This is a genomic window from Enterobacter sp. UPMP2060, from assembly GCF_053709655.1.
Map to the genome: position 1 here is coordinate 176108 of NZ_JBSKJQ010000002.1, position 16975 is coordinate 193082.

Consider the following 16975-nt stretch of genomic DNA (forward strand, 5'->3'; position numbering starts at 1 on the left):
GAAGAAAAAATCAGTGTATGCGTTTACATTAACGCGAAAAAAAGCAGCATAGCGCAGCCTTTTTTGTAAAGCATTCTTTCCATGCTCTTCTTATCGCCAATTCTGGACAGTCATCACGCTTATTTAATACTCAAGGTGAGGTCAACATTAGAAGGATACCTGTTCATGCGTACCCCATACTGCGTCGCCGATTACCTGCTGGACCGTCTTACGGATTGTGGAGCCGATCATCTGTTTGGCGTGCCGGGCGACTATAACCTGCAGTTTCTCGACCATGTGATAGACAGCCCGGATATCTGTTGGGTGGGCTGTGCCAACGAGTTAAACGCCTCCTATGCCGCGGACGGATACGCCCGATGTAAGGGCTTTGCCGCGCTGCTGACGACATTTGGCGTAGGAGAGTTAAGTGCGATGAACGGCATTGCGGGCAGCTACGCTGAGCACGTTCCGGTACTGCATATTGTGGGCGCGCCGGGTACGGCGTCACAGCAAAGAGGGGAGCTGCTGCACCATACGCTGGGCGACGGTGAGTTTCGTCATTTTTACCATATGAGCGAACCGATCACCGTTGCACAGGCGATCCTGACCGAACAAAACGCCTGTTATGAGATTGACCGGGTATTAACTACCATGCTCCGGGAGCGTCGCCCCGGCTATCTGATGCTGCCTGCGGATGTGGCAAAAAAAGCCGCCACGCCTCCTGTAAACGTTCTCACTCTCAAACACGCGCATGCCGATAGCGCCTGCCTGAAGGCGTTCCGGGATGCCGCTGAGAACAGGCTGGCCATGAGCAAGCGTACTGCGCTGCTGGCCGATTTCCTTGTCCTGCGCCATGGCCTGAAGCATGCCCTACAGAAATGGGTCAAGGACGTGCCGATGGCACACGCCACCATGCTGATGGGTAAAGGCATATTTGACGAGCGTCACGCCGGTTTTTACGGCACCTACAGCGGTTCGGCGAGCGCCGGTGCGGTAAAAGAGGCGATTGAAGGGGCAGACACGGTGCTGTGCATCGGGACGCGATTTACCGATACCCTGACCGCCGGCTTCACGCATCAGCTAACCCCGTCACAAACAATTGAAGTTCAGCCTCATGCCTCACGCGTCGGTGACGTCTGGTTTACCGGCATCCCCATGCTTCAGGCAATCGAAACGCTGGTAGAGCTGTGTAAACAGCACGTGCACGATGCGCCGGTACCGTCGTCTCAAAGCGCGATGGAATATCCGCAGCCGGATGGCTCGCTGACGCAGGACAATTTCTGGAAAACGTTGCAAACGTTTATCCGCCCTGGAGACATCATCCTTGCGGATCAAGGCACCTCGGCCTTCGGCGCGATCGACCTTCGTCTTCCGGCTGATGTGAATTTTATCGTCCAGCCGCTGTGGGGATCGATCGGCTACACCCTGGCCGCAGCGTTTGGCGCGCAAACCGCCTGCCCAAACCGGCGCGTGATTGTGCTGACGGGGGATGGCGCGGCGCAGCTCACCATCCAGGAGCTTGGCTCGATGCTGCGGGATAAACAACACCCGATCATTCTGGTCCTTAACAACGAAGGGTACACGGTGGAAAGAGCGATTCACGGGCCGGAACAGCGATATAACGACATTGCGCTATGGAACTGGACGCAAATCCCGCAGGCCCTGAGCCTTGATCCTCAGGCCCAGTGCTGGCGGGTCAGTGAAGCGGAGCAGCTGGCGGATGTCCTTGAGAAAGTGGCGCACCACGAGCGGCTCTCGCTAATTGAGGTGATGCTGCCGAAAGCCGATATCCCGCCGCTGCTGGGGGCGATTACTAAAGCGCTGGAAGCGCGCAATAGCGCCTGATTACTTGTCGTTTCGCCAGGCCATCATCATCGGTTTGCCCGCCAGCAGGAGCCAGGCGGGCAACATCACGATACAGAGCAGGGGGAAAAGCGTCGAATCGGGTACCACTACCGCCGCCATAAACAGGCTGAGCCAGGCGTCGCGCGTGACCACCAGAACCAGCCCCAGAATAGAGCAGGAGACGGTAATGGCCGCAGGCACCGCATCGACGTGTTCGTGCAACATCAGCCCCAGCGCTACACCGACAAAGACCACCGGGAAGATGCGTCCACCGCGAAAACCGCAGGCTGCAGCCACCACCAGCGCGGCCAGCTTAATCACGGCAAACAGCAGATAGTCGGAGACGCTAAACACCTGGCTGAAGGCCAGCTGCTGCATCTCATCCAGACCTTTGAACAACGTCACCGTCCCGCCGATTGCCCCTAAAATACCGAGGATCAAACCACCAGCCCCCAGAACTAACACCGGGTGTTTGAGTTTATGCATCAGCCGGTGCAGGCGAGGAAGACACCATACCGCTACCATTCCCAGCGCGATGGCGATCGCGACGACGATGGCGCCGCTGAAAATATCGGCTATCTGCATTTGCCCATAGTGGGGGAGGGTGAGTGAGAAGTGGGGATGGAAAAACAGGCTGGTCGTCAGCGCGCCGGCGGCTGCTGCCATCAGCGGAGCAAAGAGTTTATCCCACATCGGGACGTCGTTATTGCCGCTGAGCGTCTGAGAAAAGATCAGTGCGGCAGCGACGGGCGTGCCGAAAAGTGCCCCGATGGTGCCTGCGGAGGCGAGGATGGTCCAGTCCAGCGCGCCGACGCGGGGCAAAATGCGTGAACCGAGGAAAACCGCCAGGCCAATATTCACCGCCATAATCGGATGCTCCGGCCCCAGGCTGACGCCGCCGGCCAGACCGATAATCAACGCAATGAGCAGTCCGGGCAGTGCCGAAGGGGGAACCGGGGCGCCAATCAGCGGTTCCTGCGCCGGATCGGGGCCGGCATGGCCGGGACTGAAACGGATCACCAGGCCTACCGCAATACCGGTTAACGTCAGCATCACAACGATCCAGGCAGGGGAATCAGCATTGACCCCCAGTTTTGTCGGAAGCGCTGTCCACAACATGGCTTGCAGCACCGACGCGACTTTCATCACGACAATGAGCACCAGACTTGAAGCCACGCCAATAATTAGCGCCGGAATTGCCAGCAACAGCATGGTTCTGGCTCGCGGGTGGAGCATGATGATTTCCTTGTACAAAACGGTATTACGTTACTTTGCACATTAAGCTTTATGGCAATAGTGCAAAAGGTGCTGAAACGGTAAAGTTATTCTGTGACGAAGATCGATAATCCATGGGCATTCACCTTATGGCCGTTGTTGTTATCACGCCTTGAATTTACAGTGTCCCAAAGATTTATTCTGACTTTAGCGGAGCAGTAGAAGAATGACAAAGTATGCTTTGGTAGGTGATGTGGGCGGCACGAACGCGCGCCTCGCATTGTGCGATGTTAGTAGCGGTGAGATTTCCCGGGCGAAAACCTATTCCGGGCTGGATTATCCAAGCCTTGAGGCCGTTGTCCGCGTCTATCTGGAAGAGCATCAGGTGAGCGTTGAAGACGGCTGCATCGCGATTGCCTGCCCGATAACCGGCGACTGGGTCGCAATGACCAACCATACCTGGGCATTCTCCATCGCCGAGATGAAAAAAAAACTCGGTTTTTCGCATCTTGAAATCATCAATGATTTCACCGCGGTGTCCATGGCGATCCCAATGCTGAAGCCAGAGCATCTGATCCAGTTTGGCGGCGCTGAACCGGTCGAAGGCAAGCCGATTGCGGTGTATGGGGCCGGTACCGGCCTCGGCGTGTCGCATCTGGTGCATGTTGCTCAACGCTGGGTGAGCCTGCCGGGTGAAGGCGGCCACGTAGACTTTGCGCCAAACAGCGAAGAAGAGGGCATTATCCTTGAAGAGTTACGCGCTGAGATCGGCCACGTCTCCGCCGAGCGCGTCCTTTCAGGTCCGGGGCTGGTGAATCTGTACCGCGCGATTGTGAAATCAGACGGTCGTCTGCCGGAAAACCTGCAGCCGAAAGACGTCACCGAACGCGCGCTGGCGGACAGCTGCATTGACTGCCGTCGTGCCCTGTCGCTGTTCTGCGTGATCATGGGACGTTTCGGCGGCAACCTGGCGCTGACGCTGGGCACCTTCGGTGGGGTCTATATCGCGGGCGGGATCGTACCGCGCTTCCTCGACTTCTTTAAAGCCTCGGGCTTCCGCGGCGGGTTTGAAGATAAAGGGCGCTTCAGAAGCTACGTGCAGGACATTCCGGTTTATCTGATCGTGCATGATAACCCGGGACTGCTGGGTTCCGGGGCCCATCTGCGTCAGGTTCTCGGTCAAATCCTCTGATGCAGAGCCCTCTCCCGCAGGAGAGGGCCTTTTCTTTACAGGTGCATCAGCTGACGAAACTCTTTCACCTTGCTGCGGCTTACCGGCACCTGAAAATCCAGATCCTTCAGACGCAAAATGTAGGTGTTGTTAAACCACGGTTCGATCTCGCGGATCTTATTTAAATTCACGCAAAACGACCGGTGGCAGCGGAAAAAGTGGGCAGCCGGGAGCTTGCTGCAGAATTCGGTAATGTTCATCGCCATCACGTACGATTCCCGCCGCGTATAGACAAATGTCATCTTTTCGTGCGCTTCGGCGTAATAGATATCGTTGACCGGCGTCACGATGATGCGCTCGTCTTTGACCAGATTAATGGTGTCGTTTTCGCGTACCGTTGGGGTGGCGCTAGCGGGAGCGGTCTGCTGCTGCCATGCGGCCTCCAGCTTTTGCAGCATGCTGACAATCCGCGACTCCTGATAAGGCTTAAGAATATAGTCAAACGCCTCCAGCTCGAAGGCCTCTACGGCGTGCTCTTTCCAGGCGGTAACGAAAACGATAAACGGCTTATGGGCAAACTGATTGATGTTTTGCGCCAGCAATACGCCATCCAGCGACGGGATATTGATATCCAGGAAAATCGCATCGACCCGGTTATGCTGCAAAAATTTCAGTACGTCCAGACCATCATCAAACGTGCCTACAATCTCCATCTGGCTGTGGGTTTTGATAAGCCAGGTGAGCTCCTGCTGAGCCAGGAATTCATCTTCTACGATGATAACTTTCATGGGTTACTCCACCTGGGGCAACAGTGATGTCGTCGTATGCGCGCGCGAGCGCTCATTCGGGACGTAAAAAGCAATTTCGGTGCCCGGCTCAAGACGTTGAATATGCAGACCGTCGCCGTAAAGCAGCTTGACCCGGTGGTGCACGTTCAGCAGACCGATTTTATTCCCCGGCATCTCGTTAGACTCCACACGCTCAATGACTTTTGGATCAATCCCGTGGCCGGTATCGCGCACGGCAATCCGCACCCGGTTGCCGCTTTCGGTGACGCTAATGGTGACGACGCCTTTGCCTTTACAGGGCTGAATACCGTGAACAATCGCGTTTTCAACCAGCGGCTGGATAAGCAGGCTCGGGATCTCGCAGTTGACCTCTTCATCAATATCGTAAATGACCGTGAGCTTATCGCCAAAGCGCGCCTGCTCAATCGCGATGTAGTCCTTGATCTGATAAAGCTCTTTTTTGATGTCGATCTGCTCGTCATCTTTCAGCTCGATGTTGTAGCGCAGATAGCGCGACAGGTTAAAAATCAGCTGGCGCGCGGTGTCCGGATTAAGGCGAATGGACGAGGAGATAGCGTTCAGCGCGTTAAACAGGAAATGGGGATTAATTTTACTCTGCAGCGCGCGCAGTTCTGCCTTATTTGCCATCTCGCGCAGCTGTTCCGCCCGCGAAACCTCAAGCTGGGTGGAGATAATCTGCGACAGGCCGATGGCCATCTCCTGCAGCGTCGAGGTGATCTGATGCGCGTGGCAGTAATAAATTTTCAGCGTGCCCGTCACGACGCCTTTCTCCCACAGCGGGATGACCAGCATCGAGTGGATTTCCGGCGTTCGGTGGGCTTCATCATTGTTTTTAATAATGATTTTACCGTAGTTAATCGCCTGTCTGGTGGTCGGGCTTATGGTGTCATCGTTGTCGCGATAGTTGTGCTCCCCGACGCCAACGTAGGCCAGCACGTGGTCAATATTGGTGATGGCGACGGCGTCAGCGTGGATGTCATGGCGAATGATCTCGCAGACCTGACGCAACGATTCCGCGTTAACGTGGCGGAAGAGAGGCAGCGTTTTGTTGGCGATATCCAGCGCCAGCTTGGCCTGACGGGCGGCGCTGGCCTCTTTTTCCCCTTCAACGCTTTGCACCAGCAGCACGATAAAACCGATGCACACGCTGCCCAGGATCATCGGAATACCGATTTTCGAGACGATATCCAGCCCCAACTCGGTGGTGGGAGCCCAGACGACGACCAGGATCATGGTCAGCGTTTCGCACACCATGCCTGCGACGATCCCGGCGCGCCAGCGCTGTTTTTTCGGGATTTTGCGGCTGATCCAGCCGGAAAGCACCCCGGCGATAATGCTGGTGATAAAGCACGGCACCGCCGTTACGCCACCGATATCAATCAGATAGCGGTGCGTCCCGGCAATCAGGCCGGTGATAACGCCCACCCACGGACCAAACAAAATCCCGCCGGACATGACGGCGATAATGCGCACGTTAACCAGCGAACCCTCTACCGGCACGCCGGACCAGGTGCTGAACAGGGCGAACAGCGAAAAGATGGCGGTAACGGCCAGCAGCTCTTTTGGCGAGTGGGCTGATTTGTGCAGCAGCTCGCGAAACAGGCGAATGCGAATGAGGAAGAACAGGCAAATCAGCATTAATGCCGCACGGTCAAAAACCGCCAGCAGCATAGTGAATATTTCGTGCACGAGTAGACCTGGGAAAACGGGAAAGAACCATGATAAAAAACCTGGCGCGTATTGACCAGCTATCCGTCAGGTTTATCAAATGAGGAAAAACCATAATTTTGAAAGGGGATTATCTGGCGATGACCGAGGCGTCCTGTTTTTTTCTTACCGGCGCATCGTCAGGTAACTGGTTTGATATCATCCTGTTAAATAACAGCTATCAGACAGCCGTTCCCGAAACAGGGGCTTCCGCTTTTAGGCGCAGCCGAGTTCCGGTTTTTAGTCGATCGCTTTTTTTTTATTTCCCTCTCGACAGCATGATTTTTTTCAGGTTATTTTCTAGTCATGCCACATCGGTGGCAGCGTCGCTCGGACGGTCCGGGCGCTAACGTTAATCTGAGGAATCTATGGCTGAATTCAGTCCTGAACGCCGTTTTACGCGTATCGATCGTCTCCCCCCTTATGTTTTCAATATCACTGCTGAACTGAAAATGGCTGCGCGTCGGCGCGGCGAAGATATTATCGATTTCAGCATGGGTAACCCTGACGGCCCAACGCCACCGCATATCGTTGAAAAGCTCTGCACGGTTGCCCAGCGCCCGGATACGCACGGCTACTCGACCTCTCGCGGTATTCCCAGGTTACGTCGCGCGATCTCGCGCTGGTATCAGGATCGCTATCAGGTTGATATCGATCCGGAAAGTGAAGCGATTGTCACCATCGGCTCGAAAGAGGGGCTGGCACACCTGATGCTGGCCACGCTGGATCATGGCGACACGGTGCTGGTGCCTAATCCAAGCTACCCGATCCATATCTACGGCGCGGTGATTGCCGGTGCGCAGGTCCGTTCTGTGCCGCTGGTGGAAGGTGTCGATTTCTTTAACGAACTGGAACGCGCGATTCGCGAAAGCTACCCGAAACCCAAGATGATGATCCTCGGTTTCCCGTCGAACCCAACGGCGCAGTGCGTGGAGCTTGATTTCTTCGAGAAAGTTGTCGCGCTGGCCAAGCGTTATGACGTGCTGGTGGTTCACGATTTAGCCTATGCAGATATCGTCTATGACGGCTGGAAAGCCCCGTCGATTATGCAGGTCCCGGGCGCGCGTGATGTGGCGGTAGAGTTCTTTACCCTGTCGAAAAGCTACAACATGGCGGGCTGGCGTATTGGCTTTATGGTGGGTAACAAAACGCTGGTGAGTGCCCTGGCGCGCATTAAGAGTTACCACGACTACGGTACCTTCACGCCGCTGCAGGTCGCCGCTATCGCTGCCCTGGAAGGCGACCAGCAGTGCGTCCACGAGATTGCCGCCCAGTATAAGCGCCGCCGCGACGTGCTGGTAAAAGGGTTGCATGAAGCGGGCTGGATGGTGGAAATGCCGAAGGCGTCTATGTACGTCTGGGCAAAAATTCCAGAGCCCTATGCGGCGATGGGATCGCTGGAGTTTGCTAAAAAGCTGCTTCAGGATGCAAAGGTGTGTGTCTCGCCTGGCATTGGATTCGGTGATTATGGCGACACCCATGTGCGATTTGCCCTGATTGAAAACAGCGACCGTATTCGTCAGGCGGTGAGGGGTATTAAGAGTATGTTCCGGGCCGACGGCCTTCTGACCTCAAAGAGCGTCGCTGAACATCCCGCGTCGTCATGACATAAAAAAACAGGAGCCGATGGCTCCTGTTTTTTTGACTGCATGTTCTTCACTAGATCATCAGGGCAAAGGTTCCGGCCCAGACTAAAACAATCACCGAAATGCCCATAAAGAAATATTTCACGTTTCATCGCTCCGCGTATCTTGTGGTACGCATTTAAAAACAGAGTCCACCTGATTATAGAGAACTGAAATCCGGTCAAAACGGAAATGAGAATTTTCCCGTTATGCCGTTAACTCCAGCTCAGAATTCTGTGCTTTCCTGTTGCCAGACGGCGCTAATGTACGCTTAAAAATGAGGGGTGACAAGAGGGATTTTTTTAAATAATTTCCGTCACTTACGAGTGTCGTGGAACGGCGACAGTTTGATTTCACTTCGCAATAAATTCACTTTGGGCGACGCATTAAAAGATAGTTACTCAGCGGGAAGACAGGTGATTGAAAAGGTTAGTTTCTTAGCGAAACTAACCTTCATGAAGGGCTAAATATAGAGCGAGGCTTCGCCAAGAGGGCGGGTTTTGAAACGACGATGCATCCACAGATACTGCTCTGGCGCGCGCATGATTTCAGTTTCGATGACTTTATTGATAAACGCGGCCGCTTCGCACTCGTTTTCCGGATAGTTAGCCATTTCAGGGGAGATGTGCAGGCGGTAGCCTGACTTATCTGCTTTTCTCACCATCGTCACGGTCAGCATAGAGGCACCAGACAGACGCGAAATGACAAAGGTGCCGTTAGTCGTAGCAACGTCTTTCACCGCAAAGAAAGGCGCAAAGCTGCTGCCTTTACGTCCATAATCCTGATCGGGGGCAAACCAGACGGCCTCTCCTTTCTTGAGAGCACCGACCATACCGCGCAGGTTATTACGGCTGATCATCGCCTTATTGGAACGCATACGGCCTCGCGTCTGCACCCATTCCATAAGCGCACTGTTGTGCGGTCTGTAGGTTGCCATCATTGGCTGGCAAAGCCCCATCACGCGGCCGCCCAGCTCCAGCGACATAAAGTGAACGCCGACGACCATCACGCCGCGTTTTTGCATCTGCGCGCGTTTAAGGTTATCCAGGCCTTCCACGTCAAACCATTTGCGGACACGTTCATCTGGCCAAAACCATGCCATGCCGGTTTCAAGCAGCGCCATGCCGATAGACTTGAAGTTTTCAGCGATGAGTTTCTCACGCTCCTCTGCATTGTACTGCGGAAAACAAAGCTCAATATTTTTACGCGCGATGGATTCGCGACGTTTCAGGAAAACGCGGGAAGCGCTGCCCAGTTTTGACCCCAGCAAGCGCAGGACAGGGTACGGAAGTTGAACCAGCAACCAGAGTACGCCAAGGCCAAACCATGTAAACCAGTAACGCGGGTGTAAAAACGCACGTTGAAATTTGGATTGAGACAAAATAGTAGAACCTATGTGAAGCCTGTAAAGGTAGCGCAGAGTTTGCGATACGACGTGCCGATAAGACCGTTCTTCAAGGTGATGGTTGCAGGCTTTACCGAACTTTACGGCGGCGTTGCCTGGCCACTGCTGATTTGGGCGGGCGGCGTAATGTAGCACCGTTATACGATATGTGCTATTACTCGTTTTTGATTAAAAAAGCGGCGATCCGGGAGGTGTTTGATTTTACACTGTATAAACTCCAGAAGGGAGAGCAGTTCTCATGCCTGAGGGGAGAACTGAAGTCTTTGCGCAAGGAGGAGTGGGCCGACAAAAGAGCAGCAGTGTTTATTTTCGGACCCGCATCTACATTTTATTTTCCTTCGAATAATAAATAAGAATTTTCTTTGTGAAAATTCTTATTTATTATTCATGTTATCAATCAATTCGTCACTCTTCTTCATTCATTAACCTCTGTCATTTATCTGCTTGCAATAACCTGTTGCCGTTCCTTCATCTTTTTTTAATATCATGTTGTGATGCAAATCAAAACAAGATGGTTTTATTAGCATCTCTCTGGCTGCGATCCTTTTTACGGTGCAAATATTCGCTTTGTGTGAAAAAAGCAGTGTCTTTCCCTGAGCTGAACGGATAATCCGTAATAATATCTTAGTGGAAAATTCTTAATAAATTTCTCATTGCGGATAAATGATCTGTGTATTTGATTTTGCATCGATCATTATTCTAATATTGCGCATCAAGAACGATACCGTGAAGTTGGCGTAGCAAAAAAAAAGAGGGATGATGAGATGGCTGACAGTTTTCAGAATGAGGTGCCTAAGGCACGTATTAACCTGAAGCTTGACCTGCATACAGGCGGGGCAAGCAAGAAAATGGAATTACCGCTGAAATTACTGGTTGCGGGTGATTTCAGTAATGGGCAAGAGTCTGCTCAAATATCTGAGCGTGAGAAAGTTAACATCACGAAAAATAATTTCGACAGTGTTCTTTCTGAATACTCCCCAAAACTTAATCTAACCGTTAAAAATACGCTCTCTGATGATGGTGGTGAGGAAAATGTTCAGCTGACTTTCCAGAGCATGAAAGATTTCACGCCAGAGCAGGTGGCTGCTCAGATATCCGCATCAGCAGCAGCGAAGGCAGGCTGGTCATCAGCGCGAAGCAGGAAATTATTCTCACCAGCGGAGGCGGTTATATCCGGATAGCGGACGGAACGGTGGAGTGTGCGGCGCCGGACAAAATCATCGAGCGCGGGGCGGTGTGGCAGAAGTTTGGTGGACAGAGTATAAGCCAGGCAATGCAGAGCTGGGAAAACACTGATTTTGCCATAACGCCTGAAGTCAGAAGGTTATCGGATGACTCGCCGGTGGCCGGTCTGAAGCTGGGTTTAACAGGCGGGGATGGCACGCAGCAAAGTTTAGCGACCTTCGCTTCAGGGACCACAGCGGTGCAGAATAATGTAAATGTCGATTCTCTCAACGCCTCTTTGCTGGATAAAACATAAGGCGCTCTGTTATTTCGGAATATATCTTCAGGGAAAGCACAAGGTTGATTGCCCCGAATGTCTTTCTGAAAAGTATTTTCCTGAACGGAAAAAGGACGGAATTTATGGCGAATGAAAATACCACAGGTAATAACAGCAGCCTCTCTATGACCCGTATAAAACCAGAATGGGATGACAGTGGAAAGGTCTACTGGCCCGGCATACAGAATCAAAAAAAATCAGAGAATGCTAAAGCCGTTTTGCTTCAGCCGCCTGTCAAAGCGATCCCCGTTATCTTCCTGCCTGGGATGATGGGGACTAATTTGATGGGTACTGACGAAGGAAAGGAAAATGATATCTGGCGTGGCGATAGTTTGGGAGGAGTATTTCTTAAATGGGCACGCAAGGATGGTACTGAACGAAGAGAGTTGCTTAATCCCGACACCACAAAGGTGGATGACCGTGGGGATATTAACCAGACCATCTATTCTCCGATTTCCGATGATGGGAAATTATTTACAACCCGCCGGGAGCGGGGCTGGGGGGAGGTTTTATCCTTCAGCTACGGTAAGTTTTTAAGTGTTTTACAAGGTGCGCTGTTGGATGACTGGCAGCAGGATCTTGTTAACTACGGCAAATCAGCGCCTGATAAAAAGGGGGTACTAAGCCAGCTGGTCGGCAAATCTCTGTCTGGGGGAAAAGATGCCGAAATTACCGGTGAATCTGTCCTGACCCAGGAAGAACTGAACCATTTTCAGAACTTTTTATTCCCGGTTCACGTTTATGGCTATAACTGGCTGCAGGATAATAAAACCTCGGCGGAAGGGCTGGTCGCCTTTATCGACAGGACGATAAGGCTCTATAAAAATCACTGCGGCCACGGCATGCCTTTTCCTCCCGGGCAGGAAAAAGTTATTATCGTCACCCATTCCATGGGCGGGCTGGTGGCGCGCTACGCGTCCCAGGTCAGCGGAGCAAAAGATAAAATTTTGGGGATAGTGCATGGGGTGATCCCCGACCTTGGCTCACCGGCGGCGTACCGCCGCATGAAGGTTGGCGCGAAACAGGAAGGCATGGCCGGGGCCGTGCTGGGCAATACGGCAGAAGAGCTGATGCCGGTCCTGGCCAGGGCTCCCGCACCGCTTCAGCTCTTGCCCTCGGCGAAATACCTTGCCGGGGCTCCCTGGCTGACCGTGGAAGGGGCTGGCGAAGACGGTTGTGATGTAAAACTGCCGCAGACCCGCGATCCTTTCGGTGAAATATATCTGAATAAAACTCTCTGGTACCGTCTGTATGAATCCGACATTATCGATAAGGATGAGGCAGTTAATCAGAGTAACTGGACTAACTATGTACGTTTAGTTGATAAGCCTGTCCGCAAGTTTATTTCTCTAATGGATAGTAAAGGCTATCACCCTAATACTTACGCTTTTTACGGCCATAAAATCGACTCCGACGGTACTTTAGCGTGGCGGAAAACCTCTATCACCTATCCGAAAAATATGCATGAAAATGACAATAGGCTACCCAACAACTATCGGGACATCCCCCTGCCATTTAATCGTTCCCAGCTTTATGTGGTCACCTCGTCAAAAACGCCGGGTGATGGCACGGTGCCAGTGGAGTCGCTGAGTGCCATATGCCGCAACAGCGAAATCAAAAGTGTTATGGCAACCGGCGTTGACCATCAGGGAGCCTACGACGTCAGCAGCCTGAAGGATATTAAAGACAGGCCAGCCCTGCAGTTTACCCTAAGGGCCATTGTGAAAATGGTTCAGGAGATCCCTATCCCATGAATGCGATTCGGCAGCTTACAGCGCTATCTCTTATGGCGGGCAGTATATTTTTCATTGCCCAGGCTACGGCAACCACGCCAGTGCAGAAGGACAGTCCAGTGATAAATACTTTGTTTGCGCAAACCAAACCACAGTGCATCGGGCGCTATGTGATTGACGTTCCCGAGTCGTTTAACAACCGGCTTCACGATATGATTTTTATCGATGATTTTAAAATTGAAAGTAAACCTCTCTATCCGCCTGCATTTAAACAGCGGGTGCAATTAAGAGAGCAGGAACTGCGTGATGCTATAAATAAGCATGAAAATGAGTCTGTAAATGCACCGTTTATAAAAGAAAAAATTGAGTTGCCTGATGGTAAGGGGGTTATTTTTGACAGAAATATTTCAGGAGAAGATGACCTCGGAAGAGTTTTAGAGTCACATGTATTTGTAAATGCAACAGCTTTTATTATTACGACGGAAATAGTTGATTTATCCAGTCCTAAATATAGTGAAAGAAAAAAACATACACTAAAGCTGGTTTTACCGAGGCTCAAATGAATGAGAAGCCAGCCAAGCTGGCGGCCATGCAGTCTTTGATATCACGGTTAAGCGGCAGAAAAGATGAGGATATTCCATCTGCTAAAGGTGTGTGTATACCGAATGGGTTTATCCGGGATGATGGCGGAAAGCATAAAGAAAGTCTCACATTTCGGTATGAAAATAATGATTTTGTTTTTGGTGTCGATATGGATAACACAATTAAGGGTTCGGGAGACACCCTGTTTAACCGTGGTGCGCAAATTAATGAGGCACTTAAAACATCAAATCAGTACACCATAAAGAAAGTGGCACTCTCACCGAACGGTATTCCGGCGGAGTCATGGCTATTTGGTGGTGCCCAAATCATCATAAATCCGGCAACGGGAAAAGATGAAAAGAACACATTCTATAATTTTATGCTTTATGCTAATGAGCGCGATGCCACACCGGATAAGCCGAATCTTAACATTGGGTTCGGCAGTGAGTATAAAAAACGCGCTACAGCGAAGCGCAGATGATTGAAATCTGGGACAGGCTAGTGAATTCCCTTCGTTATAAGTAGCGCTGGTAAAATTAGTCATGCTTTCCGTATACATTCACAATATTTGAAAATAGAGGATGCGCAATGAGTGTCGGTTACTTTTTACGAGTCGGTGATAGCACCACCTGTGGTGGGAAGATCCTTACCGGCGATCCAACATTTCAATGGTATGGCGTTTCTGCTGCAAGAGAAGGAGATATGGTTAACTGCGGTAAGCACCCGGGAACATACAAAATCTTAGGCGGAGTTGCAGATACATTCGATGGAGGCTCGGTTCTGGCGGGGTCACTCGATAGCTTTAGTTCCTGCCCATGTCACGCGAAATTTATCCCTGGTATTCCGGATAGCTATTCTAAGGCCTAAGGAAGGTATGGGGAATTAGAAAAAACATCGCCACTGAAAAAATTAAAACAATGCATCCCTCTAAGGTAGAAGATAAAAAGGAATGATTAATGAAGGATAAATCTCAATGTGGCTTATTGCTTGCCGGCCTGATGTCTCTGATTTTCATTACTGCTTGTCAAACGAAAGCGGTCACCGTTGAACGTAATAAAAACATTCAGATAGTTAATCCATTCTCGGGTTCAAGCCCTGATGGGCAATGCTATAAAATAACTGCTGAAAATAAAGATTATTATGGACGTCTGGATAAAGATGGTCATCCATTACGAATTTCCGAAATTGAAAATAAGGATATCAAAATTAGCCTGAAATTATTAAACGATAGAGATTGCAAAGAAAAAGGAATCTAATGTTCACTGGCAGTCAAGTAATGAGCAGGGCAGAGATCCGTACTGAGCGGCAGGCAGTCCGTTGAAGGAAAATGAGAAGTTTACAACGTGGAATATAAACTAGTTTACTTCGATTTATGTGGCGCACTATCAGGTACATTTTTAGATAACAAAGTTGATTTCAAATACATTTCCTCAATGGCGAAAAATTTCCCTGTTACTATAATTGAAGAGCTTTTATTTGAATAAGTTGCCCCATTTTTTTCACGAATCTTATGATCCCAGCACCTTCGGTATGGAGTGGGTTTGAAAAAAAAAGCGTTATGGATTGATATTTGCGACTATAGAAATAAAACGGTTTTGCCGAAAAGTGTAAGCATAAGCTTCTCGTGTATATTCTCAAAATAACTTACAGAAAAGAATGGCTTACTCTGAAAAATGAAGCGCTACAGCGCTAGCTCTAAAATAACGTATGGTTAATATTTTATTTGATTTTTTAATGAATGGCATGACATTCAGTTAATCTGGATCGTTGTGCATGATTTTTTAATTTCTTTTTTAGTCTTTAATAACACATACAAATATCGAGTTTTACTATGGCATGGCCTATACCTGATATTCCTGATAAAAAATCTCTTCCACCACCAAAGTTCTGGTTCTGGATAATAGTATTGGTACTGATGTTGATAGTGGGGGCTATTTCCAGCTTATGGATCTGGAATAAGGCAACTTATGCTGAAGTTCTCTTCTACGGTGCTCTCCCCGCATTGTTGATTTGGTTATGCTTATTCGGGGTGCTGTTTAATCGCTACGAGCAGTCTGTCGAAGCTAGTCGGGCCTGGGATTTCGAAAGAGAACAAACCAAAGCTGAATGGCGCAACTGGAGTCGACAGCAGCTTGCCGTGGTTGGTAATGTTTTGTTTTCTCCGGAAGAGAAAGGAATGGAGGCACTACTGGACGAGTTGGAAAAGGTTCCTGCATTTCCTAAAAAAGCTCGCCCATTATTCAACTCCCAGCATAGCTTTCAAGATTTTATGAAGGAAACAGACAGAAAGCTGGAGTTACAACATCCCGGATATCGTTATTCCCTGCACTCTGTTTATGTTTACCAGTCGCCAGATAGGATTGATGAAAAACGCATTGAGTTAATTTCTCAACAATGGGATCTCATTCCCAATTTAATCTATTCCATGAAGACTCTAGATTCTTTCTATGATGAAAAGAATTTTGATGGGCTGGTATTAATGATTTGTCTTCAGGACTGGCCTCATCGGCGCAGCGGGCAGTCAAGTGAGTTTATTTCTGCTCAGCTCCTTACGTCATCTGCTTATGCTCATCAGCATTCATTGCCTGTTATCGCTGGCATAACTCGTACGATGCCACTGGAAGAGGGTAAGCTTAACAATGAGTTAGATATGTTATTCGAATATGTTCAGCCCGATAAGCAGAGTCTGGAATACGTTTGGCTGTTGGGAGCGGCTCAAAAAGCTGCTACAGAAATAATGCAATATGCAACTCTTCATCACTGGCCGCTGCCGGAGAAAAGACCTCTGCATTCTATCGATCTCTCCTTTGGACCTCCCGGAGAGATGGCCTTGCCACTTTCCCTCGCGATGCTGGCTCCGTTACCTGAAGTGCTCACGCCTGTGCAGCAAGACGCGTTAACACTGCGAGGTACTTTACCGTCCACGTTTATCACAGACACGCAGCAGCAGCTTGCCCGCCTGGATAAACTGCCTCCTGACTGGAATCTTTCCTACAGCCTTCAGCTGTTAAAGCAGCTCCAGACATTATGGCCGGAGGAGGCGAAACCGCTCACAATGCAGTGGCAGCAAAAATTTAACGCGGCAGCGTTACCTGTCGACGCAATGAACAGCTGGTATCAGGGAATGATGACGCTTCAGCAACTGAGTCATCGGCTGAGTAGTCTGGACGAGCAAAAAGGAAAATACATCACGGTAAGCGAGCTTAAATCGGTAGTTTTTTCGACTATACAGTCATTTAACCAGACGATACCGGCTGAAGAACAACTCAGGCGCCTGTCACAGCATCCAGCAGGAGATGCGCTTCCTGAAGCAGAAAAGACTCAACTGGAGTTGCGTCTTAAACAGCTGGCAACGCGTTACGCTCAAATAAAACAGGATTCTTCTGCTCAGTGAATTCTGGCG

13 protein-coding genes and 3 pseudogenes are annotated in these 16975 nt (G+C 50.4%); 11 read left to right on the forward strand and 5 right to left on the reverse strand.

Features of this window, described 5'->3' with window-relative positions; translation table 11 throughout:
- The first annotated feature begins 165 nt into the window (after nt 1–165).
- On the forward strand, nt 166–1824 hold the full coding sequence (gene ipdC, locus ACWKXN_RS06265) for an indolepyruvate decarboxylase (RefSeq protein WP_454543486.1): 1659 nt from the start codon (nt 166–168) through the stop codon (nt 1822–1824).
- Here the strand turns inward: ipdC and ACWKXN_RS06270 are convergent, their stop codons facing one another.
- Nucleotides 1825–3060 (reverse strand): ion channel protein, encoded by a 1236-nt coding sequence (locus ACWKXN_RS06270; RefSeq protein ID WP_454543487.1) that lies wholly within the window; start codon nt 3058–3060, stop codon nt 1825–1827.
- Nucleotides 3061–3265: 205 nt separating this feature from the next.
- Here ACWKXN_RS06270 and glk point away from each other — a divergent pair, with 205 nt between their 5' ends.
- Complete coding sequence (gene glk / locus ACWKXN_RS06275) at nt 3266–4231, forward strand: glucokinase (protein ID WP_454543488.1); 966 nt, start codon at nt 3266–3268, stop codon at nt 4229–4231.
- Nucleotides 4232–4266: 35 nt separating this feature from the next.
- Here the strand turns inward: glk and ACWKXN_RS06280 are convergent, their stop codons facing one another.
- Both ACWKXN_RS06280 and ACWKXN_RS06285 read right to left on the reverse strand, forming a co-directional pair.
- Complete coding sequence (locus ACWKXN_RS06280; RefSeq protein ID WP_033146137.1) at nt 4267–4998, reverse strand: LytR/AlgR family response regulator transcription factor; 732 nt, start codon at nt 4996–4998, stop codon at nt 4267–4269.
- Between the two features lie 3 nt (nt 4999–5001).
- Complete coding sequence (locus tag ACWKXN_RS06285) at nt 5002–6708, reverse strand: sensor histidine kinase (RefSeq protein WP_096151156.1); 1707 nt, start codon at nt 6706–6708, stop codon at nt 5002–5004.
- Between the two features lie 386 nt (nt 6709–7094).
- Here ACWKXN_RS06285 and alaC point away from each other — a divergent pair, with 386 nt between their 5' ends.
- Nucleotides 7095–8333: an alanine transaminase gene (gene alaC / locus ACWKXN_RS06290; RefSeq protein WP_023308710.1), complete on the forward strand. Its 1239-nt coding sequence runs from the start codon at nt 7095–7097 to the stop codon at nt 8331–8333.
- A gap of 52 nt (nt 8334–8385) precedes the next feature.
- On the opposite strand, the gene ypdK is transcribed toward alaC, so the two are convergent.
- Both ypdK and lpxP read right to left on the reverse strand, forming a co-directional pair.
- Nucleotides 8386–8457 carry a membrane protein YpdK gene (ypdK, locus tag ACWKXN_RS06295; RefSeq protein WP_099458937.1) on the reverse strand — a complete coding sequence of 24 codons (72 nt, stop codon included), beginning with the start codon at nt 8455–8457 and terminating at the stop codon, nt 8386–8388.
- Nucleotides 8458–8814: 357 nt separating this feature from the next.
- Nucleotides 8815–9735 carry a kdo(2)-lipid IV(A) palmitoleoyltransferase gene (gene lpxP, locus ACWKXN_RS06300; protein WP_024907634.1) on the reverse strand — a complete coding sequence of 307 codons (921 nt, stop codon included), beginning with the start codon at nt 9733–9735 and terminating at the stop codon, nt 8815–8817.
- Between the two features lie 12 nt (nt 9736–9747).
- Between lpxP and ACWKXN_RS06305 the strand changes: the two genes are divergently transcribed.
- From ACWKXN_RS06305 to ACWKXN_RS06340, 8 genes and pseudogenes are all read left to right on the forward strand, one after another.
- Nucleotides 9748–9888 carry a hypothetical protein gene (locus tag ACWKXN_RS06305; protein WP_162531704.1) on the forward strand — a complete coding sequence of 47 codons (141 nt, stop codon included), beginning with the start codon at nt 9748–9750 and terminating at the stop codon, nt 9886–9888.
- A gap of 632 nt (nt 9889–10520) precedes the next feature.
- Nucleotides 10521–10850, forward strand: a pseudogene (tssB, locus tag ACWKXN_RS06310) (type VI secretion system contractile sheath small subunit); the annotation flags it as partial.
- Nucleotides 10847–11236 (forward strand): annotated as a pseudogene (locus ACWKXN_RS06315) (DUF2345 domain-containing protein); the annotation flags it as partial. The pseudogenes tssB and ACWKXN_RS06315, both read left to right, overlap by 4 nt.
- A 104-nt stretch (nt 11237–11340) precedes the next feature.
- A complete protein-coding gene (locus tag ACWKXN_RS06320; protein WP_454543489.1) occupies nt 11341–13011 on the forward strand; it encodes an acetyltransferase in 1671 nt (556 codons plus the stop codon).
- Nucleotides 13008–14097, forward strand: a pseudogene (locus ACWKXN_RS06325) (T6SS immunity protein Tli4 family protein). Before ACWKXN_RS06320 ends, ACWKXN_RS06325 begins: the two are co-directional and overlap by 4 nt.
- A gap of 63 nt (nt 14098–14160) precedes the next feature.
- A complete protein-coding gene (locus ACWKXN_RS06330; protein WP_072015550.1) occupies nt 14161–14439 on the forward strand; it encodes a PAAR domain-containing protein in 279 nt (92 codons plus the stop codon).
- A gap of 89 nt (nt 14440–14528) precedes the next feature.
- Entirely contained in the window at nt 14529–14828 is a 300-nt protein-coding gene (locus ACWKXN_RS06335; RefSeq protein WP_320710069.1) for a hypothetical protein, read from the forward strand.
- A 575-nt stretch (nt 14829–15403) separates the two neighbouring features.
- Nucleotides 15404–16966, forward strand: coding sequence for a VasL domain-containing protein (locus tag ACWKXN_RS06340; RefSeq protein ID WP_454543490.1), 1563 nt, complete (start codon nt 15404–15406; stop codon nt 16964–16966).
- The last annotated feature ends 9 nt before the right edge of the window (nt 16967–16975 follow it).